The organism is Planctomycetaceae bacterium, from assembly GCA_041398825.1.
GTDB lineage: Bacteria > Planctomycetota > Planctomycetia > Planctomycetales > Planctomycetaceae > F1-80-MAGs062.
In genome coordinates this window covers 104569-130099 of sequence record JAWKTX010000016.1, presented here as the reverse complement: position 1 = coordinate 130099, position 25531 = coordinate 104569, and the positions used below count along the sequence as shown (strand labels likewise).

At 54.4% G+C, this 25531-nt stretch carries 20 protein-coding genes; 14 read left to right on the top strand and 6 right to left on the bottom strand.

All coding sequences use genetic code 11. The features are described 5' to 3' along the window. Both R3C20_23105 and R3C20_23100 read left to right on the top strand, forming a co-directional pair. Positions 1–445: hypothetical protein (locus R3C20_23105; GenBank protein MEZ6043398.1), on the top strand; the 445-nt coding region annotated here is incomplete at its 5' end. Between the two features lie 411 nt (positions 446–856). Beyond that, positions 857–1120, top strand: a complete 264-nt coding sequence (locus R3C20_23100) for a hypothetical protein (GenBank protein ID MEZ6043397.1) — start codon at positions 857–859, stop codon at positions 1118–1120. A 24-nt stretch (positions 1121–1144) separates the two neighbouring features. Here R3C20_23100 and R3C20_23095 read toward each other — a convergent pair whose 3' ends face one another. From R3C20_23095 to R3C20_23085, 3 genes are all read right to left on the bottom strand, one after another. After that, positions 1145–2404 (bottom strand): deiodinase family protein, encoded by a 1260-nt coding sequence (locus tag R3C20_23095; protein MEZ6043396.1) that lies wholly within the window; start codon positions 2402–2404, stop codon positions 1145–1147. Between the two features lie 222 nt (positions 2405–2626). Next, positions 2627–3094 carry a hypothetical protein gene (locus R3C20_23090; protein MEZ6043395.1) on the bottom strand — a complete coding sequence of 156 codons (468 nt, stop codon included), beginning with the start codon at positions 3092–3094 and terminating at the stop codon, positions 2627–2629. Then, positions 3095–4045, bottom strand: coding sequence for a DUF1559 domain-containing protein (locus R3C20_23085; GenBank protein ID MEZ6043394.1), 951 nt, complete (start codon positions 4043–4045; stop codon positions 3095–3097). 3 nt (positions 4046–4048) lie between these two features. Between R3C20_23085 and R3C20_23080 the strand changes: the two genes are divergently transcribed. The 7 genes from R3C20_23080 (at position 4049) to R3C20_23050 (ending at position 12339) form a co-directional block, all read left to right on the top strand. Further along, positions 4049–4294, top strand: coding sequence for a hypothetical protein (locus R3C20_23080; GenBank protein MEZ6043393.1), 246 nt, complete (start codon positions 4049–4051; stop codon positions 4292–4294). Between the two features lie 467 nt (positions 4295–4761). Further along, on the top strand, positions 4762–5049 hold the full coding sequence (locus R3C20_23075) for a hypothetical protein (protein MEZ6043392.1): 288 nt from the start codon (positions 4762–4764) through the stop codon (positions 5047–5049). Between the two features lie 510 nt (positions 5050–5559). Then, entirely contained in the window at positions 5560–6312 is a 753-nt protein-coding gene (locus tag R3C20_23070) for a hypothetical protein (protein MEZ6043391.1), read from the top strand. Between the two features lie 294 nt (positions 6313–6606). After that, positions 6607–8565 (top strand): acetate--CoA ligase, encoded by a 1959-nt coding sequence (gene acs / locus R3C20_23065; protein ID MEZ6043390.1) that lies wholly within the window; start codon positions 6607–6609, stop codon positions 8563–8565. Between the two features lie 218 nt (positions 8566–8783). Further along, entirely contained in the window at positions 8784–10436 is a 1653-nt protein-coding gene (locus R3C20_23060; protein MEZ6043389.1) for an Nramp family divalent metal transporter, read from the top strand. Positions 10437–10819: 383 nt separating this feature from the next. Further along, entirely contained in the window at positions 10820–11134 is a 315-nt protein-coding gene (locus tag R3C20_23055) for a hypothetical protein (protein ID MEZ6043388.1), read from the top strand. Positions 11135–11289: 155 nt separating this feature from the next. After that, positions 11290–12339 carry a DUF1559 domain-containing protein gene (locus R3C20_23050; GenBank protein MEZ6043387.1) on the top strand — a complete coding sequence of 350 codons (1050 nt, stop codon included), beginning with the start codon at positions 11290–11292 and terminating at the stop codon, positions 12337–12339. Positions 12340–12448: 109 nt separating this feature from the next. Here the strand turns inward: R3C20_23050 and R3C20_23045 are convergent, their stop codons facing one another. After that, a complete protein-coding gene (locus R3C20_23045; protein MEZ6043386.1) occupies positions 12449–16492 on the bottom strand; it encodes a hydantoinase B/oxoprolinase family protein in 4044 nt (1347 codons plus the stop codon). A gap of 189 nt (positions 16493–16681) precedes the next feature. On the opposite strand from R3C20_23045, the gene R3C20_23040 reads away from it, so the two are divergent. The 5 genes from R3C20_23040 to R3C20_23020 all read left to right on the top strand — a co-directional run bounded on the left by R3C20_23040 (position 16682) and on the right by R3C20_23020 (position 21701). Further along, a complete protein-coding gene (locus R3C20_23040) occupies positions 16682–18022 on the top strand; it encodes a sigma-54 dependent transcriptional regulator (protein ID MEZ6043385.1) in 1341 nt (446 codons plus the stop codon). A gap of 107 nt (positions 18023–18129) precedes the next feature. Then, complete coding sequence (locus R3C20_23035) at positions 18130–18558, top strand: 3-hydroxyacyl-ACP dehydratase FabZ family protein (GenBank protein ID MEZ6043384.1); 429 nt, start codon at positions 18130–18132, stop codon at positions 18556–18558. Positions 18559–18688: 130 nt separating this feature from the next. Continuing rightward, positions 18689–19765 (top strand): DUF1559 domain-containing protein, encoded by a 1077-nt coding sequence (locus R3C20_23030; GenBank protein ID MEZ6043383.1) that lies wholly within the window; start codon positions 18689–18691, stop codon positions 19763–19765. Positions 19766–19944: 179 nt separating this feature from the next. Then, complete coding sequence (locus tag R3C20_23025; protein MEZ6043382.1) at positions 19945–20796, top strand: sugar phosphate isomerase/epimerase family protein; 852 nt, start codon at positions 19945–19947, stop codon at positions 20794–20796. An 83-nt stretch (positions 20797–20879) separates the two neighbouring features. Further along, entirely contained in the window at positions 20880–21701 is an 822-nt protein-coding gene (locus R3C20_23020) for a DUF1559 domain-containing protein (protein ID MEZ6043381.1), read from the top strand. A 41-nt stretch (positions 21702–21742) separates the two neighbouring features. Here R3C20_23020 and araD read toward each other — a convergent pair whose 3' ends face one another. After that, on the bottom strand, positions 21743–23509 hold the full coding sequence (araD, locus tag R3C20_23015) for an L-arabinonate dehydratase (protein ID MEZ6043380.1): 1767 nt from the start codon (positions 23507–23509) through the stop codon (positions 21743–21745). A gap of 146 nt (positions 23510–23655) precedes the next feature. After that, positions 23656–25485, bottom strand: a complete 1830-nt coding sequence (locus tag R3C20_23010) for a hypothetical protein (GenBank protein MEZ6043379.1) — start codon at positions 25483–25485, stop codon at positions 23656–23658. Positions 25486–25531 lie beyond the last annotated feature (46 nt).

Genomic DNA, 25531 nt, shown 5'->3' with positions numbered 1-25531 from the left:
TAAGAATGCGTCGAGCTGGCCTCCCCTTTGGGGCGGGTTAAACGAGCGGCAGGCACAGTTCTGGAATGGAACGGACATCTGCACTGGCACGACTGTGACCAAGACGGGGGGTTACGCAGGGCGGTTGATCCCTCGCTCACGCTTCGGGTTTCCTCTTGGCACAGTTTTGCGACGCACCTGTTGGAATCAGGCAGCGATACTCGGTGCACGCCGTGAAGAACTACTGTCGCGAAATAGTGTGTCAGACCCACTTGTGCTCAGTACCCTTCGGGCCGGCCCGGCAATTGGGGACAGACAGGTTTCTTCCCGCGATCTGCTGCGTCATGCGGAAGCCGGCACGACCAAGATCTACGTTTCGTCCCCTTCTAATATTCGAGCTTGCGGTGAAGCAGCTCCTGCAATGAGCTCGGTGCGCAGCCTGCCGTGCTTGCTGGACGGCCCGTAGAATAAGGGCCATGAGAACGGCAATGACCGCGATGGAAACAAGTAATTCCAGGATGGAGCAACCTCCCCTCGGCATCGTGACTTTGGGGGAGAGGGTAAATTCAGAGTGCGGCCGACTACTGTATTTACACTTCATCACTGGCTTTTCAGGAATGAATGCCTTGGTGCCTTTATGCCTGGTGGCCTTAGTGCCTTCGATCGGTGGTTTCGGATCTTCACATGAGTTGTCAAGCGAGTTGCTACCGCAGGTTGTGATCGAATGAAGTTCGAAAAGCGCGGCTGTGTTTGGAATAAAGCGGACAGACAAAGGCAGCTCACGGTGATCAGATCGAGTTCTGCATCCAGTGCTGTTCTGGTAGGATTCTCGGATTGCAGGAAGAAGTCATTTCGGGAGAACGAGGGACAGGACCAGATGATTGTAGCACTCTCACCCGTTCGAATTGCATTGATCTTTGCTGGGGCTGCATGCACTTCGTTCTATTACGGGACCATGATTTTGAGATCCGGATGGCGTGGAATTCAGCGGCGCCAGTACCCGCTGTCCGAACATCAGATGTTGTCGGGATTCGCGGGCACGGCTGCTGCAACCATTATCTTTCTGTTTGGTCTGATGACGATCGCTTGTGGTGTCGTCACCACCATTTTTGCTTTGTACCGCTTGCCTCAGATTTTCTGACTTTGTGTGCTGAAAATGCGTCCGTTATTTTTCAGCATCGTTGGGGGGAGAGGCCTGAATCTGTTCGTCAAGCTGCAGCATGACAAGCGATTGTTCCATTTCGTCGACTTTAAACCCGAATGGACCTCGACCACTCTTGTAGGCGACTTTTCCCTTTCGATCGATCACGTAGAGTCTCGCTGGCATGCCACTGTACGCGTGCCCCGTCCTGTCATCGACATCATCGACAAGCAGTGGAATGGTGGGCTCCAGCATTTTGGAACACTGCTGTGCCACATCAACCCGCTGTTCCAGAGTCACAGGCTGAAGGATTTCAATTCCTGCTTTTTGATTCGACTTCATTGCCCATCCATTTGCTGGATGTGCTTCGCGGACATAGATCATCAGAAAACTGGCGTCGTCACGATGTCGGCTAACAACGCGTTCGACGGCTGGATACATCGATCGAAATGGTCCACATGTGAAATTACCAAAGATCAGCACCACGGGTTTCTGGCCGACGAGTGATTGCAGCGAGATCGTTGAATCACCATTCAGCACAGGAAGCTCGAAATCAGGTGCCAATCCTTCCAGTGGCGGCCCTTCCTTCAGCGAACCGACCTCCTCTGCCAGCAAACCCTGCACAAGCGTTTCTTTGGTAGGTGCATCACCCGACTGAAACGCAGCACCAGAACCCGCAAAGATTGAGTCCCGCAGCTGATCAAACCGGATTTCGTCGGATTGACCTGCAAGCCTGTCGAACAGGCTCACCCATTCGGATCGGGAGAATTCTCCGTTACCCGATTCATCCATTCGGCGAAACCAGCGATTGATGGCATATGAATTTCGAACCCATTCATTCGTGTCGGACCAGTCCAGGTCATCTGCTGTGATATATCCATCGTTGTTGCGATCCAGAATCTGAAACGCCGAAGGGTCACCCAGGAATTGTTTTTGGCCCAGACGGTCGCCGGAAATGTGGTGGGTTCTGCAAAGCCAGTCCCAGTGATATCGCGTCGCGGCCGGGCCAAACCATCCCTCGCTTCCGTTCATTTTTCCGCCACGCACGATCGCCAGATACATCCGCACTCCTTCCGGCAGCGGCTGACCTTCATACGCCCTCTCGATTTCTTCGGGCGTGTACTTCAGTAACTCCGGTCCGGGGGCAGGCGGTGTTCCTTCGGGAGACACCGTCACGCTGGAAACGGTAATTGTCGATCGATCTTCCGCCTGAATCACGGTCATTGACAGCTGGGACCATGCGATGGTGAGGCCCAATGCGGGCAGGATGAAGAGTAATTTCATATCTATTAAATCCTAAAACAAAAATGCGTCAGCAGGCGGAGCACGCCTGTGTTGGTAAGTAAGGTTTGCGGCAAAGGGGGCCTTCAGTCATGCCCCGATGCTTTACCGAAAGTCTGGCTGCTATCTGTCCGTTGAAAGATCGGACAGGCACACGCAGCATGGCTGTAAACTGTCGTGTGTTGGTGTCTCCTGCTTGAGCCAGTCCCGTTTTTCAACAGGCTGCTATCGCAGGCTGTCCCGAAAGACTGTAAGTGCCGGATCTGTGCCAATCAGATACCAGACTTCTTTTGCCGCGGAGCTTCCCTTTTCGTCCATAAGAACAAGTCGAACCTGGACAGAGAGGTTGGCGTCCAGGGCCTCTCCCTCTGTCAGCACGCTGAATTCCTTCAGCCTTTTACCAGCCGACCAGTCGAAATCCTGAACAACAACGGGCGGTTCGCGTTCCCTGAGAGAGGCCGCGGACTGCCCGGACTGCCATGATTCCAGTGCGAGATTGAGAGTCTCGCGAGCTAAGTCTTCGCGAACAGCATATGGGCCTGCCGTATTACCACAGCCTGGGATCACTACGAGACCGATGATCCACAGCGCAGCCCAATGGCAGACTGCTGCCGCCTGCACCCACGCAACAAACCACTTCCGCGAATGAATAGAATCTGTGGAACTCGATAAATTGGACGAACCGTAGACCATCTAAAATTCTCCCGGCAATTCACCACCGTTGCGTGTTCCCAATGCTCGCCATGTGACCAGGCTGACATTGTCAGAGGCAAATCTGACCGAACCATCACAGAGCAGGACCTGAACGCCCCCCGTGTGTTTGCTGCTGGGGGGCATCGATGCGCGACCAATCGTAAAGAAACCGCACGACCGGGAGTTGGGGACATTGGTATGCAGATAGGTGTGTTGCCCATTGATCCACGGCGCGCCCATGAACAGGGGAAACTGGCTGGCCAGGTCGTTGATGTCGACAGCATTACACATCTGTACGGCTTCGTCGGCGTTCAGTGGAGCTGCCGGGCTGAAGAAGACATCCGCAGTCGGTGACACCAGCCCATTATTTCCGTCGGCAAGAACGCGTTCACTGGCGGCCGCGGTGTTAGAAGTGCCATCTGTGATATCGCGAAATCGTACCCTGCTTCCAAAATACATGACGCCATTCTGGGCAGGAAGTATTGCGTTAGGGCCTGTGGGAGCACCCCAGAGAACGCCAGCTCCCTTATTCATCATGTAGTTTGTTGCACCGCCTCGAGACGCCAGTGGATTCTCGAAGTCACTTGGACAACGAAGCATGGGTAACTCGGTCAGTCGAGCGACCGCATTATTTGCGTGATCATGCGGTAATGAAAAATCGATCAGAGCGTAAACGTTGCCCTGCTCAAAATACGGAAGCAGCTGACTGATTGCGGAGTACTTGCCGTTGTTATCGGAGTGTCCGAACGGAAAGCACAAGTGGACATCATGATAGTTGTGAAGCGCCAGTCCCAGTTGCTTGAGGTTGTTGCGGCATTGCGTTCGACGCGCTGCCTCGCGGGCCTGCTGCACTGCTGGCAACAGCAATGCAATCAAAATGGCAATGATGGCGATGACGACCAGAAGTTCAATCAGTGTAAAACCACGATGACGTTTGCTTTGTTGATACATATTATGTCTCTCCTGATAGGTTCGAATGAGAGTGATAAGAGCAATACAGGAATCTTCAGTTGCTTTGGAGCGCAGCAGGTAAGGATGCCGGTGAATAGCAGTCAGCGACCCGGTGCGGATCAATTGCAGACACTGCCAGCGTCAGTCGCAGACGATGCGAACCATCGACGTGACAACCATCGACGGGACAATCCCCGAGACGTTGGCATCACGCAGCAGAGAACTGCCGGGTTGATGGCGGATGATTGACAGCTCCGGGCATGCCAGTCACACAGGCAGGACAACGCTGAGAAACAGACGGGAGTTCGACAGCATACGCAGACCTTGCAGAGGTATCACCGCAGGCCGAATCAGGGCCAAACGGATACACACGAGATCTGTTGATGACAATTCGACTTCCCGCGACTGTCGGAGGTCCCTGAGCAGTGCCAACGGCGAACGCTCAGGTCTGCAGCATCATCCAGCGGATGGGGCGACGGGAACACGACGATATGCCTTGCGGTCGGGTTCCATACGCCGAACTGCTATGACCAGCGTTCCACGAAGCACCTGCGCACGAGCAGTGTCCGGAAACCGTCAGGCCTGTGACGGCTTTGGCGGCCGAAACAGCAATTCGGCACGGTAAAACGCGACCCCTTCGGAAGTCGCAGGAGCCATTCTTTCTGATGGCAGGCCAAACAGGCGGCCTGCAACTGTCAGGAAGGCTGCGTCAGAGAATGAAGTCACCAATTTTGATGGAGTTGGAGCGAGCGGAATGGGCTTTTGGGCTGAACAACCCGGCCCATGGCACGGAGCGACCGGTTCTGACACTGGTCGCTCGTCGATCACCAGCGCCGACGCTGGCTGCAGTTGATGATCGGGTTTTGGCATTCCAGCAGATGCCGGATGGTGGTCCATCGAAACAGGTTTACCATTCCGGAACAGGTAGTCTCCACACCCGGCATGCACGGTTGGCTGCTGCCACAGAACCGCCAATAGACACGCAACAATCAGCTTACCAATAGCATTTCCGCAGCGCACCACACCCTCAGGCAGAGATGATTGTCTCTGCGATACCGCACGCGAAGGGTTGGGGTGGAAAGAATTCACGGGATCAGGTGACTGAAATCGAGCTGAGAAAAGGGGCGAAAAACCGGGACACGCACGCAGGAGGACTGGAAACCATCGTATTTAAAAGTCTCCTGCTCGACCCAGTCCCGATTTTTGACAGAGTGTTAGACTACTATCAGTACGTCAGGAATGTCACGATTGATTGGAACATAATCTGAAAATCGAGTTAAACAGGATCGGCATATAATCTTTTATGCGGACCGTTCGAATCAAAGTCAGTTGTCGGGATGGAAGGCATCATCGTTGCAGGAGTGATCTGACTGGCAATATGCTCCGCCGAATAACTCTTGCTGGAATTTGTGATTGAATTTTCTTGCCGATAGCGAATTGCTGGTCGTGATATTCAGATTCTCCATGTCCCGGTGCTGTTTCCACCAGGGCAGTGCAATCACGGACTTCCACAGATGAACAGCCCGACGGTTGGTGAACAGGTCTACGCAGAGCTTGTGGCGTCGGGCCGACGATCTCAGATTCTTTATGCGGATGCGAGGATTCTGAAGCGGCTGCATACAGAAGCAGAACTTCGACACCATTGTGAACTCATTTCCGGCCAGGTGTTTGGTCCGGAAGCGACACCTTTGGAGATGGTGTCTGCCTGTGTCAAACGCGAACCTGATCGCAGCGACGTTGAGCTGCTGGGGCATGTGTTCACAAGCGGCGCGCCGGAAGGTTGTCTGTTTCTGATTCCCATCGTGGCATTTATTATGACCGGGCTTCCCATCGGCGCGATGGTTCGTTTTCTTGGCATGGATCCACAGCGATTTGTCAGCCAGTTTGCGGTCGAATTACGAATAGCCGTCTACACGATACTGGCCATCACTGTGATCACGGCGATCGTGATCAGGGACGAGCGAGCGTATTGGCCTGCAATAATCCCGGGACTTATCGGAGGGATGTTGTTCGCTCGAAAAGAACGTGCGTTTCATGACAACATGGCTGCGTTTGTCGGAAGTCTGACGGGGATCTGGATTTGGGTGAGTTCGTTTTTCATGCTGGCCGCGCCATCGTTGCTACCTGCGGTAGCCGCAACGGTCCTTTGCGGGACGGGCTACGGAATGAACCGGTCACTGGAGGACCTGTTTGAGAAACGAAAAGGGCAACCGCTTGCGAATGGAATGATCAGCATGCGATTACCTGAGAACAGACAGCGCCTGTGAGGGTTCTCGATCGAGCGTTGCCAGCCGGGCATCCACTGCGGCGCGGGTACGAAAACCCACATCGGGGTTCTTGCTGGAGTGGCGGTAAGTCCGGTCGAGGAAAGAAATAACGATTCGTGGGGCGGAAACGGCACGAACAACGCTTCCGGGCGATCCGGGCATGGCGTGACGTTGGACTTTCAATGCGGTTGTCCGCAAAATGCGGGGCTCTCCTTTTCCGTTGGACTTCCAACATTCAAATCACCCCACGAAATCAAACGTTCGCGCAGGAATCGCGCAGGAGCTGAAACAGGAATGAGCGAAACAGGCAGCCAGAAGATCGAAAGTACACTCAAGGAAACTCGCACATTTGCACCGCCAGCCACCTTTGCCGCCGCGGCCAATATCAGCAGTGAAGAGCAATACCAGCAAATGTGGCAGCATGCCAAAGACGATCCCGCTGGATTCTGGGGAGAGCTCGCAGAACAGAACCTTGAATGGTTCAAGCGTTTCGACAGTGCCATGGAAGGGGAAATGCCGAATACCAAATGGTTTGTCGGTGGCACGATCAACGTCAGTTACAACTGCATCGATCGGCACCTGAAAGGTCCCAATCGAAACAAGGCGGCTTTGATCTGGGAGGGAGAACCTGGGGATACGCGAGTTCTTCGGTACCAGGACCTCCATCGCGAAGTCTGCAAGTTTGCGAATGTGCTGAAGAAACTGGGCGTGGAAACGGGCGACCGAGTCACTCTTTATATGCCCATGATTCCGGAGCTCGCCATCGCGATGCTGGCGTGTTCCCGCATTGGAGCTGTGCATTCGATAATCTTCGGCGGCTTTAGTGCTGACGCCGTTGCAGACCGAAATAATGATGCACAGGCGAAGGTGGTTGTGACGGCTGATGGCGGATGGCGCCGCGGCAAAGAGATTCCTTTGAAGGCTGCCGTCGACGAAAGTCTCAACAAGTCACCATCCGTAGAAAAGGTTGTGGTCGTCAGAAGAACTGGCGGCGAGTGTGATATGGTGCCGGACCGAGATTTCTGGTGGCACGATCTGATGGAAGGCGCCGCACCAGAATGTGATCCTGTCCCGCTGGACAGCGAACATCCGCTTTTCATCCTGTACACCTCCGGCAGTACCGGGAAACCCAAAGGTGTGATGCACACTACCGCCGGCTACCTGCTTGGCACCACGATGACATCGAAGTGGGTCTTCGATTTGAAGGAAGATGACACCTACTGGTGTACCGCAGACATCGGCTGGATCACCGGACACAGCTACATCTGCTACGGACCGCTTTCGAATGGTGCGTCGATTGTAATGTACGAAGGGGCTCCCAACTGGCCAGACGAAGGCCGCTTCTGGGAGATCATCGAAAAGTATCGCGTAAGTATTTTCTACACCGCACCCACGGCAATTCGGGCGTTCATCAAGTGGGGAAATGAATGGCCAGAAAAGTACGACCTGTCCAGTCTGCGACTTCTGGGCAGTGTCGGCGAGCCAATCAATCCGGAAGCGTGGATGTGGTACCATCGCGTTATTGGACAGGAACGCTGTCCGATCGTTGACACCTGGTGGCAAACAGAAACCGGCGGCATCATGATCAGTCCGCTGCCTGGCATCACGGCGACCAAACCTGGCAGCTGCGCGCGGCCTCTGCCGGGCGTGGTTCCGGATATCGTGACTCGAGATGGTCAGAGTCTGGGGGCCAATGAGGGCGGCCTTCTTGTGATGAGACAGCCATGGCCTCACATGCTGCGGACGCTATACGGCGACCACGATCGATTCGTGCAGACCTACTTCAGCGAAGTGGAAGGTTGCTACTTCGCCGGTGACGGCGCTCGGCGGGATCAGGATGGATACATCTGGGTGATGGGACGCGTCGACGACGTAATCAATGTCTCCGGTCATCGACTGAGCACGATGGAAGTGGAAAGCGCACTGGTTTCTCATCCCGCCGTCGCGGAAGCGGCGGTTGTTGGATTTCCTCATGAAATCAAAGGCGAAGGTATCTGCTGCTTCGTCACTTTGAAAAGTGGTGAAGGAGACGACGCGCTTAAGAAGGAACTGATCAGCCACGTTCGCCATCATATCGGCGCACTTGCGACTCCGGACCAGGTTCGTTTTGCGGCCAGCGTCCCGAAGACACGCAGTGGAAAGATCATGCGGCGCCTGCTGCGTGACATTGCTGCGGGTCGAGAATCCACGCAGGATACGACCACACTCGAAGACCTTTCCGTACTTGCAAAACTGCGTGCAGACGAAGAATAGCCTTCTGCGATTGCTGTTGAGGCACGAACCCGGTTCCAACCAGACGAGGCAGATGTCATCGGCCCGCTTCCCTGCTGTCGATCATCGGCAGCAGGGGATATCAAAGATGCTGCCTGCCATTCGCATTTTGCTGCCTGGTCTCGTGGTCAGGTCTTTTCTGCCGTCGTGATTTGCGTACGGTCGTCTGCATCTCCAACTGTACAGGGAAAAGAATTCCGATGACTGACAACGCTTCCAGCATCTCCGACAAGATTGTGGATCGACGGCAGCCTTCGGATATTGTGGAACCACCCACACGCTTTTCCACCATTGTCAGACAAATTGGACCGGGACTGATTATTGCGGCCAACATCGTTGGTTCCGGCGAATTGGTGATGACAACCAAGACCGGGGCCGAAGCCGGAATCTCTCTGCTCTGGCTGATCATTGTCGGGTGTCTGGTGAAGGTCTTTGTTCAGCTGGAACTGGGACGATTCACCATCAGCCATGGCGAAACAACGCTGACCAGCCTGAATCATGTTCCCGGACCTCGCATTGCCGGCGTGAACTGGGTCGTTGCCGTGTGGGGGATCATGATGGTTGCCACCATCGGACAACTCGGCGGCATCGTTGGTGGAGTGGGACAGGCCCTGGCGATCACATTTCCATTGACGGGTGATTATCGTGATGCGGTGGCAATGCCTGCAGAGAAAGACATTCTCAGCTATGCAGAATGGAAGAAATCCGGCACGCCGGAATCTCTGAGTGAACAGGACGCGGCCAGATTTGAACGTCAGATGATCTGGGTTGCCGAAGATCTGGAGCGACTTGGTGAACGCGGAGAAACGATTCTTGATCTGGCCACCCGAGGCGAGGCCCTGGTTGATGGAGACGGCCAAACACTTGTGGATCCCGTGACAACGGACGATCGCAATTGGGTGATTATCATTGGTGTCCTGACGGCGGCACTGCTGTTTGTGGGACGTTACGGCGCGATTGAAAAAGTCTCTGTGGTGCTTGTTGTCAGCTTTACACTGATCACCATTGGCAATGTCATCGCACTTCAGTCCACGAAGTATGCCATTTCCGGCAGTCAGATTCTTCAGGGGCTTTCGTTCGGATTGCCCGGAACGAAAGGGGCACTTCTGACTGCCCTCGCTGCTTTCGGGATTATCGGCGTTGGTGCCACTGAACTCATCAGTTATCCGTATTGGTGCCTGGAGAAGGGCTATGCCCGCTCAGCTGGTCCGAGAGATGAAAGCGAAGCCTGGCATCGACGTGCTGCCGGATGGTTTCGGGTGATGGAGTTCGATGCGTTTGCTTCCATGGTCATCTACACAGCCGCCACAGCTGCCTTCTTTTTCCTGGGAGTGGCCGTGCTGCATTCGGAAGGGCGAAACCCGGAGGGAACTCGAATGGTCAGCACGCTGGCACAAAGTTACGTACCCATCTTTGGTGAATACGCGAAGTGGCTGTTCCTGAGCGGAGCGATCGCTGTGCTGTATTCCACGTATCTGGTCGCGAATGCCGGCAATGCACGTATGATTGCCGACTTCATCGGCGTAATCGGCCTGAGCAGCAAGGACAATGACTCCCCGCAGCGAAAAAAACTTGTGCGCACTTTATCGACGTTGCTGCCACTTGCCTGTGTCGGGGCATTTCTGCTGTTTCAGGAGGCACCTGTGACACTGATCGTTATCGCCGGCCTCACGCAGGCGGTTATGCTGCCCATTCTGGCGTTCAGCGCGATGTATTTTCGGCATAACATCACGGATCGCCGACTTCATCCCGGAAAGCTGTGGGACTTCGCACTCGCCATTTCAAGTCTGGCGCTACTGATTGCAGGTCTCTGGGGCTCTTACAAGGCCCTGGAGAAATTCATCGCACTCTAAAGAGCTCACTGCACTTGAAAGAGCTCACTGGAAAGAGTTCACAGCATTCTGAAGAACTTCACTGCACCCCGGATTGAACCTTCTTTGTTAAGAATTGCATGAAGTTCGTTTCAAAGTGGAGCGGGAAGGCATCTCAATCCTGTGTTCTGGCAGATACCTCCGTAAAACGCCCCATGAATGTTCGCGTTAAAGGGGGATGCGTGCTCAGCAATAATGCAGCTCCGCCCAAAATTGCTTCTGCCAAAGCCTGATTCTCACGAAATCGCAATCGGCACGCTCATTGCTACCTGAGTCACGTAGCCGCGTCTGACAAGTCTCCGTGCTGTCAGTCCAGTGAATGGCGTCTGTAACGCAGGTAAGTTCGTGTCGAAAAGGCGATAGTCATGTCTCGATTCCGATCGTACGTATTTCCATTTCTGTGCAGTATCATCCTTGGTGTTTCTGCATATGACGTGTGGCTCACGGTCAAATTCAGCGAAATCATGCTGGAGGTCGAAGAGAATCCCATTGGTCTTTACCTCCTGCAGCTTAACCATGGCGATGTAGAACTTTTCCTTCGCGCGAAGATCGCGGGGACGCTGGTGGTCATGTCCGTTCTGCTCCTGATGCATAAATGGCGCAGCAGAAAAACAATTCCCGTTACCGGATCGCTGGCTGTCTACCAGACCGGTCTGTTTACCTATCTGACGATGACGTAACTGTTGCCGGTTGCTTCCAAAGCGCTGTTCGAAGGAGTGACATGTCTGAAGACGGTCTTCCAGATCGTTCTGTGCTGAAGCAATTCCCGCGAACCTGACGGCAGTCGAGTTCCGATTCAGGCAGCAGGAATCTTCTAACCGATGGAGAATTACAAATGCGCCGTTTCAATCGACGCGGGTTTACACTGATCGAACTTCTGGTGGTGATTGCCATCATCGCCATATTGATTGCGTTGCTATTGCCTGCTGTGCAGCAGGCCCGCGAAGCAGCTCGTCGCACGCAGTGCAAGAATCAAATCAAGCAGCTTGCGCTGGCGTGTCACAATTACCACGACACCTACAGCATGTTTCCCATGTCGACGAACGTCGATGGTTCAATCACCAATGGCGACAAACCTGGTGTTGCCAGAAATCCTGGTGCGATGCTGAATTCTCGTGGCTGGATTGGCGTGCTGCCCTTCATTGAACAGTCTGCACTCTTCAACAACATCAATCCTTCCGGGGCTGTTGGTTCCTATAACCGATCCGGCGCAGCAACTCTGGCTGGTACGATGGCAGACCCTTTTCTTAATGGAAATTCGCAGTATGTCAGCCGAGTGCTCACTGCATTTCTTTGCCCTTCTGATCCGGGGGACGTTGTCTATACAGGGACTTCGGCCAATTATGTCATCAGTGCACAGGCGCAGCAAAATGGACACTATGCCCCTTTGATTAATTACGATTTTTCTGTCGAACGCTATCACGAGAACATGACGATGTGGGTGACACGAGCCACGCAGACTCGTCGTTTGTTTGGGCTGCAGTCAAACAGTCGCCTTCGTGACATTACGGACGGGACCAGCAATACGGTGATGCTGCTGGAAACAACGCGGCAGGTTAAAAACGGCATCAATCAGTCGTGGGGCCATTCGAAATGGGTTGGGAACGGTCTGGACCTTGCCGTCGCCGATCCCGGAGCTGCAAGCGCGCCGAACTTTCGCAAGATCAATTACTGGACCTGCTGTCCGTGGTGGAGCACTCCGAACACCAGCACGCACGCCAACGGTCAGCTGCGAGACTGGGGGACTGTCGGAAGTCTGCATACTGGCGGAACTCAGGTGGCGATGGGTGATGGATCCGTTCGCTTTCTGAGCGAAAACGCGGACGGAACGCTCTTGAATAACCTCGCCTTTATTTCCGACGGAAATATTACGTCAGGATTCTGAACATGTCAGCCGGGCTCCCAGGTCTGACCTGTGGCCGCGTTCCTCACCTGGAACGCGGCCCTCTTTTTAGGGGAAAGGCTTACGACGCTTGAACCGATTCATAGCGCTGTCATGCATCGGGATTTGACAGGGCCGGTTGTCCGAACCCACCACCACCCGGGGTCTGAATACGAAGAACGCTTCCGGATTCTGCAGACGCATGGAAAGACCCGCCAACGACCCGAAAGGAATCCTCGCCGGGACTCTGCAATTCGTTGATGCCGGTGGCTCCGGGCTGACCACCGAGCATACCATAGGGCGGATGCTGGAAACTCTGACACATCATTGAGATCTCAACCCGCCGAAGAAACTCCAGCTCACGAATTATACCGTCCCCGCCGGAGTTACGCCCAGGGCCGCCTGAACCCCTTCGAATACAAAACCTTCGCAGTCGTACCGGATACCGCTTTTCAAGTATCTCGGGATCAGTCAGACGCGTGTTGGTCATGTGCGTATGAACCGCATCGGCGCCGCTGGCGCTGGCCGTGGCTCCTGCACCTCCGCAAATGGTCTCGTAATAGCCGAATGTGGTGTCACCAAACGTGAGGTTATTCATCGTTCCCTGACTGGCTGCCGCAAGTTGCAATGCTCCGAAGAGTGCATTCACAATACGCTGCGAAGTTTCAACATTCCCTCCAACAACGGCCGGAGTCGTTTCGGGTGATTCACCTTCCGCCGGGTTCAGTATCCCGTGGGGAATTATTAGTTCCACGGGGCGAAGAACTCCGGCATTGAGTGGCACCTCCTCTGCGAGAAGGCAACGCAAAGTATAAAGCACTGCAGAAGTCGTAATGGCACGATTTGCATTGAGGTTGCCCGGATGGACGTCGCCCGACCCTGTGAAGTCGATGACTGCTTTCGCTCCATCTATCGTTATGGATACGCAAATCGGAGTTCCATCATCCAGTTCGTCACGAAAAGTGCGTTTGCAGTTACCCAGACTCAGGAATGCCTGCTGTACTTTTTGAGCCGTGACATCCTGAAGGTGGGCCATATAGTCAGCCACTTGTTGCAGCGAAGTTGTCTGGACGAGTTCCTTCAGTAATCTGACGCCACATTCGTTGGCGGCCACCTGGGCGGCCAGGTCAGCCAGATTGTCATGGACAGCGCGCGAGGGGAATTGTGCTGAAAGCAGCAATTGTCGGAGTTGATCTTCACAGCTGACGCCGCGATCCACGAGTTTCCGACTGCGGATCAGGACGCCCTCCTCGGCAAGATTTGACGACATTGGTGGCATGCTGCCCGGCCGGATGCCTCCAATTTCGGCATGGTGAGCTCGATTCGCAGTAAAGAAGCTCGGTGTTTGGGCGGCGTCGATGAAAACCGGCGTAATTACCGTGACATCCGGTAAATGCGAGCCGCCCCTGTAGGGATCGTTCGTAACGAAAACGTCCCCCGGCATCATGTTTGGATGATCCGTCATCACAGCGCGAACGGTTTCGCCCATAGCGCCTAAATGCACCGGAACATGGGGAGCATTCACAACCAGTTGACCTTTGTCATCGAACAATGCACAACTGTAATCGAGGCGTTCTCGTACGTTTGTGGAAGTGGCCGTACGGCGAAGCATCTCCCCCATCTGTTCTGCAATGGACGTGAACCGATTGCTGAAGAGTTCCAGGCGAACCAGATCAACCGGCTTTCGATGTCTCTCAGATTCCTGGCGGCACGCTTCCGCATTCAGCTGCGTGTCCGACGACTGCAAACGCCCCGACACTGGCACTTTGCTTGTTGAAGAAACGGTGCTGGCTGACGGAACGGTGCTGGACGACGGAACGGTGCTGGACGACGGAACGGTGCTGGACGACGGAACGGTGATCAGGACGGCTCCTGTTTCGGTTACTTCGGCGCGGCAGTCGGGGTCAATTACAATAGTGGAGGTGGGCTCGCAGATAATCGCGGGGCCACGAATCATCTGGCCCGTGAGAAGACTGCCCCGCTGAATGATGCTGGTTAAATGGATGGCTCCCCCGAACCAGACATCTGAATTCTCGGGGCATGCGATCTCCTGATCCGCAGTAGACGCACGCTGGTCGTGCGGTGTGTTGATACGAGGGGATGAGGAACTCACGGTTGCCCCTGATTCTCCTGTTGCTTCGACTCCAAGGGAAGCAATCTCAACGGATCGATCCGGACGTTGATATCCGTACAATCTTCGATGCTCGGATTCAAAATGCTCCCGCAGTATTTGCGGGTCTTCATTGAAAGACAGTTGAATTGTTGAGTCGGTGCCTGCGTATCGCAGGTTTGCAAATACATGCACCGGGGTGATCCTGTCTGCAGTGACTCCCTGCTGACGTACCTCACTGATGGCTTCACGGGCGAGCTCCTGAGCAATCCGACTGAGCTGACTCAATACATCCCCGGACAATTCCAGCAGCACGCTGCGCTGCCGAATCGCTCTGACATCCGCCATTCCCATACCGTAGGCGCTCAGCACGCCCGCAAGCGGATGGATAAGAACCCGGCGAATGCCCAGACTGGCGGCAACGCGGCAGGCATGCTGACCGCCGGCACCTCCGAAACTCACAAGAACATAGTCTTCGGGATCATATCCCCGGGCGATGGAAACTTTCCGGATAGCATTTGCCATGTTGTCGTTGGCAATTGCAAGCAATCCTTCTGCCAACTGTGAGAGAGCAGATTCGGACACCGCAGCATCCGGGTCGATGGTGAGGTGCAACTCCGTCAGTCGGTTCTGCACGGCTGCCATGTCCAGTGGAAACGGAAAGTATTTGGCAGGGACGCGTCGCAGGAACACATTCAGATCGGTCACTGTGAGTGGACCTCCCGCTCCATAGCAGGCGGGGCCGGGACTGGCTCCTGCGCTTTGCGGGCCCACGAATAGTCGAACCCCATCGAAGCCACAGATACTTCCTCCGCCGGCGGCCACGGTTTCAATGGCCAGCATGGGCGTCATCATGCGAACGCCCGCCTTCGTGGTTTCGTTATCGAATTCGAATTGGCCATCGAATCTGGCAACGTCCGTGCTGGTTCCTCCCATGTCGAAGCCGATGGCTCTCGAAAAACCAGCGGCTTTTGCCACGCTTGCAAAACCAACAATGCCACCGGCAGGTCCGGAAAGAATAGAATCGCGTCCTCGGAAATTCCCGCTTGCCACCAGCCCTCCGGTGGATGTCATCACCTGAACGTGGCTGCCCGGCAGATGTTCCTCCACTGCCTGCAGATATTCTCTAAGGACCGGATTCAGATAGGCGTCCAGCGTTGACGTATCGCAGCGAGGAATGAATCGAATCAATGGCGACACTTCGGTGGAACGACTCACCTCCGAAAAGCCTGCCTGCCTCGCCAGCTGTTCGACTGCTTTCTCGTGCAAATCGTTGGCGTAGGCGTTCATTAGGCATATGGCTACCGATTGAATGCCGGCATGTCGCCGCTGCGTGAGCTGAGCTTCAAGTTTCTTTAGTTCGTCTGCGGCAAGATTGCAGAGAACACTGCCGGTTGAGGAGATTCGCTCGTCGACCTCTATCACATCACAGAACAGCGGGGCTGGTTTGGTAATATTGAGCGCAAACAGGTCGGGCCGCGACTGATTGCCGATGAGCGGGGCATCCGCAAATCCTTTTGTGGTGACGAGAAGCGTTCGGGCACCGGTGCGGGTCAGAAGAGCATTCGTTCCCCGTGTGGTCCCGAACCGAACGCTGACTGCAGGACATGGCTGATCAGATGACAGCCTCAGAATGGATCGAATTGCGAGCACAGGCGCTGGCCAGCGCGGCTGCAGCAGATATTTAACGGGTCCGGGTGAAACTGTCTCCAGTGTGGGCAGATCGGATATGGGGGACAGCTGCAGACTACCATTTGCAGCGTCGAACCAGGACACTGTGCCCTTGGCTTGTTCACAACCCGTGTTGTCGAGCAGGGTGCATTGGGCATCTTTCCAAAAACCATCAGGATCAAGTCGAAGGTTAGAATCCGCGATCAACAGTCGATCGCAGCTCTCGAAGCTGAGAACGCCGTGACCGTGGACGGTAGCGGAACTCAGTACTTTTTTCTGCACCAGGCGTCCCTGCGGTCCAAAACCGATGCAATCGGTAAACGTGCCGCCAACATCAATCCAGAACTGCCATTCCACCGCAAATCCGATCTGCAAAAGTATTGATTTCCGTGCCGCCAGCGCAGAATCTTCCGGCGCGGTCTTAACAAATCCGGACGGATTGTAGGCCAGGGGGCTCTTTGAATCGTCAAACGGGCCAGAGTTTTCTATAGTCTCGCGGACAGGATGTTCAGGGATTCTCAGCGAGGGAGCGGTTTCGAGATCAGTTTATTGAAGGCAGATGTCGTGTCGGGAATTATCTTCCAGCGCAAGTCGATTTTGATCGTTGAAGACGAGCAGATTATTCGGGAAACGATGGCTGAATTTCTTCAGGGCGAAGGCTTTGAAGTGCGAGCCACCGGGACCGTTTCGGAAGCGCTGAATATCGTCAAGGAACGCGACTACGACGTGGCAATCTGCGACGTTCAGCTTCCGGACGGCGATGGCGTGCGTCTGCTGCGTCAGCTACACCGCCTGAACCCGGGCATTTTTGTGCTTGTGATTTCGGCCTATGCGACCGTCGAAAATGCCGTCGAGGCGTTTACGGCCGGGGCTTTTGATTATCTGGTGAAGCCGGTCCGTTTCGAAGAATTGACCAATCGGCTGCAACGCCTGTTCAAGTTTCAGGATCTCTACAGCGAAAATCAGCGACTTCGCAAAGACCTCGCCCGAAGTGCGGGGTTCGATCAGATCGTCGGTTCCAGTGCGATCCTGCAGAACACGCTGAAGACGATTCGGAAAGTCGCGGCCACGAATTCCAACGTGTTGCTTGTGGGAGAAACCGGGACAGGGAAAGAGCTGTTTGCTCGAGAAATTCACATGGCCGGCCCGAATAAGGACGAGAAATTCATCGCTGTCAATTGTGGTACTCGGCCGGTCGAGATGCTGGAAGCGCAGTTGTTTGGTGTCGAAGGGGGGCAACCGGGAGCCTTTCGGACAGCGGGTGGCGGAACCGTCTTTCTTGATGAAATTGCTGCACTTCCGCCTGGAACTCAGGCTGAGTTGCTTCGAGCAATTGAATACCAACAGTTCATGCCGGTCGGCGGTTCTGAGGCTGTCAAAGTGGAAGCCCGAATTATTGCCGCGACGTCACGTGATCTCGGTCGCGAAGTCTCTGAGGGCAACTTCCAGGAAGATCTGTTCTACCGTCTGGACGGCGTAAAAATTCGGATCCCGCCACTTCGGGAGCGTCTGGATGATATTCCGGAGCTCGTGGAATACTTCATCATTCGCCATCGGGAAACCATGGGGAAACGTGTTTCCGGGGCAACCAGCGATACCATTCGTACCTTGATGGCTGCCCACTGGAAAGGAAACGTCCGTCAGCTCGACAACGCCATTGAGCGTGCCGTGATGATGTGCGAAGGAGAAGAGATTCTTCCGTCAGATCTGCCACCGGATTTGCTGGGAATGGGCTCTTCGCTTCCAGATACAGACGACCTTCGATCTGCTTTGCGCCACTATGAAAAGTTGCACATTACTCGGGTACTGAAGCAGTGCCCGGATAAGAAGGAAGCGGCAAAGCGACTGAAGTTGGGACTTTCGAGCCTCTATCGAAAGATTGAAGAACTGAAAATCGAAATCTAAGTGAACCCAAAGATCGAAATTCGGTTTCCCTGAGTGAATCTCATCCAAGCCCGGCTCATGCTAGCCGGGCTTTCTTCTTCATCCTGATATGTTTTCGCAGCTGGATCATGAATACCGAAGAAATCAAAAACTGTATCCCTCATCGTGACCCGTTTCTTTGGCTGGATGAGATCACCGAAATCACCGAAAACCATATCGTTGCCAGAAAACGCCTGCCGACCGACTTGCCAGTATTTCAGGGGCACTATCCATCGTTCCCGGTTTTCCCCGGCGTCCTTCAATGCGAAGCCTGCTTTCAGGCCGGAGCCGTGTTGATTTCAAAACTGATCGAGACTGCCAGTACAGACGTGCCCGTAGTCACTCGACTCAATAATGTTCAGTTTAGAAAAATGATCCGACCCGAGGACACGATCGAAATCGTGGTGGATCTAACTGACCGTCTAGCCAATGCGTTTTACCTAAAAGGTAAGGTTTCTGTGGACGGAAAGGTGACGGCAAGGCTGGAATTTGTGTGTACAGCCACGGCGGTGGAATAGCGCAAACGTGGACAGGGATACGCCCGATATCCTTGACATTCCTAAATTTCGAAGCCTACCATTTCTTAACTTGCGGAATCATGTTTCCCGCATCCGGTTCTTGTTCCCGAAAGGACGGAGGTTAAGTCAGATGCTTAAGGTCTTCAGAAGGCGAGGGTTCACCCTCATTGAATTGCTGGTCGTCATTGCGATCATTGCAATTCTCATCGCATTGCTGCTGCCAGCAGTGCAGCAGGCAAGAGAAGCAGCACGCCGAACGCAGTGCAAGAACCAGCTGAAGCAGCTTGCGCTGGCTTGCCACAACTACCATGACACGTACAGTATGTTCCCTATGTCGACAAATGCAGACGGATCACTCGATCCCCCAACTCCGCCGGGCAACAACAATAACACCCCGCCTGGTCACCAAATAAATCAAGTTGCTCGATTGAACCACAGAGGCTGGATTGGAGTGCTTCCATTTATCGAACAGTCAGCCCTGTTCAATTCCATCAACACGTCTGGAGCGACTGGGTCGTACAATCGAGCCGGACACCCGGAACTAGCCGGCAACTTGGCGGATCCGTATCTGAACGGGAATTCGCAGTACGTCAGCAAGTCTTTGAGTGCGTTCCTCTGCCCATCAGACCCTGGCGCTACTCACTACACAGGGCCTTCAGCAAATTATGTAATCAGCCCGCAGGCAGCGGCCAATGGCCAATACGCACCACTGATCAGTTACGATTTCTCCGTTCAACGCTACTCGAGTCAAATGAATCTGTGGTCTATCCGAGGCAAGAACACTCGCCGTATGTTTGGCATGCAGTCGAACAGTCGAATCCGGGATGTCACAGATGGAACCAGCAACACCGTCATGTTGCTTGAAGCGACACGAGAGGTCAAGAACGGAATTAATCAATCGTGGGGCCATGCCAAGTGGGTTGGCAACGGAATAGATCTTGCCGTTTCCAATACGAACACCACCTCTGCACCGGGATTTCGTAAGATCAACTATTGGACCTGCTGCCCATGGTGGGGAACGCCAAACAGCAGCACCATCGCTGATGGCCGACTACGAGACTGGGGCACCGTCGGCAGCCTTCACGTTGGCGGTGCGCAGGCCGCACTCGGCGACGGATCTGTTCGGTTCCTGAGCGAAAATGCAGACGGGACAGTTTTGAATAACCTAGCCTTCATTGCAGACGGAAACATCATCGGCGACTTTTAGCATAAGTTCGGATCGGATCGACCAGGATTCAGCCGCGTTTCCGCATAGGAATCGCGGCATTTTTTTTGCCTTCTCGAATGCATCGAATTGCCACCAGTTGATTTGAATTCCGGTCATGTGTTAACGACCATGTCGGGTACACGCAGCTCGATTCAATACTCGAAAAGTTGGAGAAGCATATGACCAGTTGGCCGATTGGGGTTTTCGCATCGGTAGATGCCGGACTTGGTGTTCACCTTGAAGTGGTTCGCGAACTTGGTATCCCAAGCATTCAATTGCATGCACCACATCAGGAAACTCGGACGCCTGAGGCTGCTTCTGCGTTTCTGCAGAAGTGTTCCGATGCCGGAATCACCATCACCGCTGTCTTCGGCGGATTCGAAGGGGAAAGCTATGCGGATATCGCAACGACAGCTCGAACTGTGGGGCTGGTACCGGAAGAAACCCGAGCGGCTCGCGTGCAGGAGATGAAGGAAATTAGCGACTTCACCAGACTACTCGGCTGCGACACGGTCGCGCTTCACATCGGCTTCGTCCCGGAGGATGAATCTTCGGATAGCTACAAGAATCTGATCGAAACGACGCGAGATCTCCTGGACCACATTGATGCCAACGGCCAAAAACTGCACCTCGAAACAGGACAGGAAACGGCAGAGCATCTTCTGCACTTTATCGGTGCCGTACAGCGTGACAATCTGTACATTAACTTCGATCCGGCCAACATGATTCTTTACGGTACAGGCGAACCTATCGATGCGTTGAAAAAAGTCGGTCGCTATGTTCGCAGCATCCACTGCAAGGATGCGAAATGGGCAGCTCCGGAGGTGAGAGGCACGGCCTGGGGACAGGAAGTGGCACTGGGGGAAGGTGATGTTGGGATGGAAAATTATCTGCGAACACTCCATGAAATCGGATACACCGGACCGCTGACCATCGAACGAGAGATCCCTCAGGACCCGATTCGTCAGAAGGCTGACATTGGACATGCCGTCCGCCTGCTGGAGGATCTGAGAGCGAAAATTCTGTCATAGCCCTGCATGTTTCAAGACTGATGGCGGTCGCACCATTGTGGGATCGCCATCAATCTTTTTTCCCGCATCTTCGGATTGTCGCCGTGAACCCCTACCAATCTCCGGAGCGACTGCCTCCCGGTGACAAAATTCCATTCAGAGATGGCGTTGCTACATCCAAACCAAAGCTTCAACTCGTGGAATGGGCGGCCGCCGGTGTGCTTGTTGTCATCCTGGCCGCTTTATGGATGAATTCCGTTGGGAGCGCTCGTTCCCCGGGGCTACGCAAGAATTGCCGGAACCAGATGAAGCAGATTGTTATCGCATTGCACAACTATCACGATGACTTTGGAAGATTTCCTCCCGCCGTTGTCTACGACAGCTACGGGCGGGCGGCACACAGCTGGAGAGTGCTGCTTTTGCCGTACATGGATTCGGGAGAAATCTACCACCGTTATCGCTTTGATGAGCCCTGGAACGGCCCCAATAACCGCCTGCTGTCGGATTTCATACCGGATGTTTACCAGTGTCCGGCCTACAAAGAGCGATTCAGCGCCATACCGTCGGTGCATCCGGTCGTCGACCGATTGACGAACTACGTGCTGATCTGTGGACCAGATTGCCTGTTTGACGGCGATCGTGCTCCGCAGATTTCGTCGGTCACTGACGGAACCGCTTCGACGATTATGCTGGCAGATGTACAGGATCGGGCCGTGCACTGGATGGAGCCCCGGGATATTACGCCTTCAGAATTGTTGACCGAGCTTCGTTCCACGCACAGTGGTCGAGGCGAAGGTCACAATCGCGGCATGTCTGTCGGATTTGTGGATGGAAGTGTCAGGACAATTCTTCACGACACGCCTGAGGCAGAGCTGGAAGCGTTAACAACAATTTGTCTCAGCGATTCAACTGAATTCGATTTTTGATTGACTCCAAAACGCCACCGCTCCTGTACCGCGCTCAGGAGTCAGTAGATGCTGGGATCCGGATCCTGACTTCCATCGGCGTGCAGGAAACGAAAGTCGCAGCCTTCGTGAGCCTGAGTCGTCTGGTCAAAGTAAAGTTTGCCGTAGCCTCGACTGAATTTTGGCTTAGGCGTCGTCCATGCTGCCCTGCGGAGCTGCATTTCGGCGTCATCCACCTGAAGATTCAGTTGTCGTCTGTTGACATCAAGCGAAATCATGTCGCCGTCCTGCACCAGGGCCAGTGGTCCGCCGACAAATGACTCCGGGGAAACATGCAGTACACACGCACCATAGCTGGTACCACTCATGCGAGCATCACTGATCCGCAACATATCACGAACGCCCTGCTGAAGCAGGTATTTAGGGATCGGCAGCATGCCCCACTCCGGGATCCCGGGTGCGCCTAACGGTCCTGCGTTTTGCAGAACGATGACGTGGTCTTTGGTCAGCTTCAGCTCGGGATCGTCGATACGTGCTTTCAGGTCGGGATAGTCTTTGAAGACGATCGCCGGGCCGGTGTGCTGCAATAGTTGCGATTCCGCAGCGGCGGGCTTAATGACCGCACCATCCGGGCAAAGATTTCCGCGAAGCACAGCGAGACTTCCCGTTGCACAAACAGGATTGCTGCGTACACGGATGACATCTTCATCAAAAATGGCTCCATCCCCAAGACCATCTCTCAGCGTCTGGCCAGCGACGGTCAGACAATCCAGATTCAGCAGGTCCTGAATCTGACACAGGAGTGCCTGCAGGCCACCCGCGTCAAAAAAATCGGCCATGATGTATTTGCCCGTGGGGCGGAGATTTGCCAGGACAGGTGTCGTTTGCGACAGCCGGTCAAAATCTTCAAGCGACAGTGGCACCTGCGCCCGCCCGGCCATTGCCATCAGATGAACGATCGCGTTGGTCGAACCACCAATTGCCATCAATGTTGTAATCGCGTTTTCGAAGGCCGCCTTGTTCATGATCTGAGCTGGCTGCACATCGTGCCATGCCAGCTCAACAGCCTGCATGCCAGTGGCTGCCGCCATCCGTGAATGTCCGGAATGAGTTGCAGGCATAGATGACGAACCTGGCAGCGCCATCCCCAGAACCTCCGCGAGCGCTGTCATTGTGCTGGCGGTGCCCATGGTCATGCAGTGGCCCGGTGATGCGGCAATATGATCTTCCAGTTGACACCATGCTTCGCAGGATAACCGGCCAGCTCCGCGTTCGGCCCAGTACTTCCAGACGTCGCTGCCGCTGCCCAGCTGTTCGCCCCGCCATGAAGTTCTGTTCATCGGGCCACCGGGCATCACAATGGACGGAATGTTCGCACTCAGGGCACCCATCAACAGTGCCGGTGTCGTCTTGTCGCACCCGGACATCAGCACCGCAGCATCGATTGGATAGGTGCGCAGAACCTCTTCGGCTTCCATCGCAAGCATGTTGCGATAGTACATCGATGTTGGCTTCATGAATGTTTCGCTGAGCCCCATGACCGGGATCTCAACAGGAAACCCGCCCGCCTGCCAAACGCCCCGTTTGATTTCCTCCACACGCTGACGGAAGTGAGCATGGCAGCTGATCAGGTCATTCCAGGTATTCAAAATACCGATGACAGGCTTGCCTGCAAATTCCTGGGTATTGAAACCAAACTGTTTCTGTCGGGAACGATGTCCGAACGAACGCAGATCGTCCGGTCCGAGGTATCGATAACTGCGAAGTTGTTCGGCGGTACGACGAGGTGTCGAGAACATAGACTCAAAGTGCTCAGTTTTCAGTGTCATGTGTTCGACGTAATGCAATCGTCTTTCAGTGATCTTGCTGGTGAGCCTGTTTACGACCGCAGCATCGCAGACCTTTTGCCGTCCACTTTCTGACTGTTCCTGAGCATTCCTTTCCGGGTCCTGAAAACTGTGAAATCAAACCTGAATCAAACATCCAACCCCAGCATTCGCATGAGTTCCAGGGCATTGCTTCGCTGGACCACACCATCACGCAGCTGGTAGTCAAACAACATTTTTCCGTCCGTGATTGTATCTTCAAAATGTTTGTTTACGGCTCGGCCATTCATGGAATCCACGATCTGCGTGAGTGCCAGGTCATGGGTTGTCACGATCCCCAGACCACCCCGATCCACAAGCGAACGAATCACAGCTTCTGCACCCCGACGGCGGTCATGCGAATTCGTGCCGTTCAGAATCTCATCCAGAAGAAACAGAACGGTCCGCTCTTTCAAAGTCAGATCGACCACGGCTTTCAATCGCTGCACCACACTGAAGAACAGCGACCGACCTTCCTGAAGAGAGTCGCTGATTCGCATCGCGGTGGCCAGTTGAAACGGATAGGTCCGTAACGACGCCGCATTCACACACGCGCCGCAGAACGTCAGGATCAAATTCGTCCCGACGGACCGCAGCAAAGTACTCTTGCCGGACATGTTCGATCCGCTGATCAGCATCAGCGGCCGTTCGGCAGATAATTTGACGTCGTTTCGAATGCACTCGGCCTGCGCCAGCAGCGGGTGCCCCAGTTGTTGGGCATCATAGATCGGATGATCATCGATCACCGTGGGATTGGCGTAGTCAGGATGCTCAAACCGAAATGCGGCCACGGATACCAGGGCTTCGAATTCTGAAGTCGTATCCAGCCAGAGTGCGACGTCACTTCCGTGGGATTCTCGCCAGTGTTCAAGACGGTCTGTCAGAAGGACAATCAGCCCTCCCATCCACGCGATGGGAGCAAAGAATTGATTGCGAAGGGCATGGTTTCGCCATCGAGTCAGCGAACTGAGTTGACGGATGGAGTCTGAAGCGGCTGCGCCATCGGTGGAGAGACGACACTGCAAGTCCCGCAGCGTTGGATCCGCGAACGAATGGCGTTCGAAAAGTACAAGCACTTCCGCCAGCTGATGTAATGCAAGATCAACAGAATCCATCGTGCTGGAGACAAGATGAATCTGTTTTCGAGTGGCCATGATCAGCGGGCTCTGCAGAATCAACAGCAGCACCAGGGCTGAAAACGGAAGCCAGCCCATCAACACAGCCGTGACTACTGGTATGGCAATCACACCAATCGCTGCAGAGCAGATGCGAATCCAGAGAGGAATTCGCTGCGGTGGCGCGTTCACCCATTCGTGCAGGAGTGCTTCCGCTGTGGACCAATCCACCGTGTCGTTGACCATTGCGAGTGACTCGCGTAGATCAAGTTCTTCTCTCAGGGCGCTGGAACGTGTTTGGCGAATTGCGATTTCCGTACTGCTGGCGGTGGACTGCATCCAGGCCGCAAGTCGCTTCAATCCCGGTCCGGTACGACATTCCGTCATGAGCTGAAACAGTGACCCCTGGCCAAACACGTCCAGGTCAACCACCCACGGATGGTTGGTGTCAATAAACTGGCTTCCACACTGGCTTCTGTCACTCCATTTGCCGTCAATTCGCGAAATACATTCCTGATAAAACTTCAGCACTCTCTGACAACGCTGAAGTTCTTCCACACACTTGTTGTGCAGTGGCACCAGGGCGGCAAAGACGAGTGCGGGAATCAGCAACCACCAAAACGAGACACTCGCGTTGCCCAGGCAAATGACTCCCAGAAGAATCGCACTCAGAAATGTAGTGATGCGAACTCTGACAAAACGCCTTTCGACCACACCAAGCGATTCTGCCTGCCGGATAAAACTTTCACATCGCTTCTCGTAAACCGCGCGCGGCAAACTCTCAACGGGTGGAGTGTTCGACGCGGAATTTGAAGTTGAATTCATCGATTTGAAAGCAATGGTCAGAATTTGGGGCGACGAAGGCTGAACG

Excerpts from the sequence above, each read along its gene's own strand:
- R3C20_23075 (MEZ6043392.1), top strand. The coding sequence starts at position 4,762 with ATGAAGTCACCAATTTTGATGGAGTTGGAGCGAGCGGAATGGGCTTTT.
- R3C20_23030 (MEZ6043383.1), top strand. The coding sequence starts at position 18,689 with ATGCTTAAGGTCTTCAGAAGGCGAGGGTTCACCCTCATTGAATTGCTG.
- R3C20_23060 (MEZ6043389.1), top strand. The coding sequence starts at position 8,784 with ATGACTGACAACGCTTCCAGCATCTCCGACAAGATTGTGGATCGACGG.
- R3C20_23100 (MEZ6043397.1), top strand. The coding sequence starts at position 857 with ATGATTGTAGCACTCTCACCCGTTCGAATTGCATTGATCTTTGCTGGG.
- R3C20_23050 (MEZ6043387.1), top strand. The coding sequence starts at position 11,290 with ATGCGCCGTTTCAATCGACGCGGGTTTACACTGATCGAACTTCTGGTG.
- R3C20_23085 (MEZ6043394.1), bottom strand. The coding sequence starts at position 4,045 with ATGTATCAACAAAGCAAACGTCATCGTGGTTTTACACTGATTGAACTT.
- acs (MEZ6043390.1), top strand. The coding sequence starts at position 6,607 with ATGAGCGAAACAGGCAGCCAGAAGATCGAAAGTACACTCAAGGAAACT.
- araD (MEZ6043380.1), bottom strand. The coding sequence starts at position 23,509 with ATGACACTGAAAACTGAGCACTTTGAGTCTATGTTCTCGACACCTCGT.
- R3C20_23010 (MEZ6043379.1), bottom strand. The coding sequence starts at position 25,485 with ATGAATTCAACTTCAAATTCCGCGTCGAACACTCCACCCGTTGAGAGT.
- R3C20_23025 (MEZ6043382.1), top strand. The coding sequence starts at position 19,945 with ATGACCAGTTGGCCGATTGGGGTTTTCGCATCGGTAGATGCCGGACTT.
- R3C20_23095 (MEZ6043396.1), bottom strand. The coding sequence starts at position 2,404 with ATGAAATTACTCTTCATCCTGCCCGCATTGGGCCTCACCATCGCATGG.
- R3C20_23055 (MEZ6043388.1), top strand. The coding sequence starts at position 10,820 with ATGTCTCGATTCCGATCGTACGTATTTCCATTTCTGTGCAGTATCATC.
- R3C20_23070 (MEZ6043391.1), top strand. The coding sequence starts at position 5,560 with ATGAACAGCCCGACGGTTGGTGAACAGGTCTACGCAGAGCTTGTGGCG.
- R3C20_23035 (MEZ6043384.1), top strand. The coding sequence starts at position 18,130 with ATGAATACCGAAGAAATCAAAAACTGTATCCCTCATCGTGACCCGTTT.
- R3C20_23080 (MEZ6043393.1), top strand. The coding sequence starts at position 4,049 with ATGTCTCTCCTGATAGGTTCGAATGAGAGTGATAAGAGCAATACAGGA.
- R3C20_23090 (MEZ6043395.1), bottom strand. The coding sequence starts at position 3,094 with ATGGTCTACGGTTCGTCCAATTTATCGAGTTCCACAGATTCTATTCAT.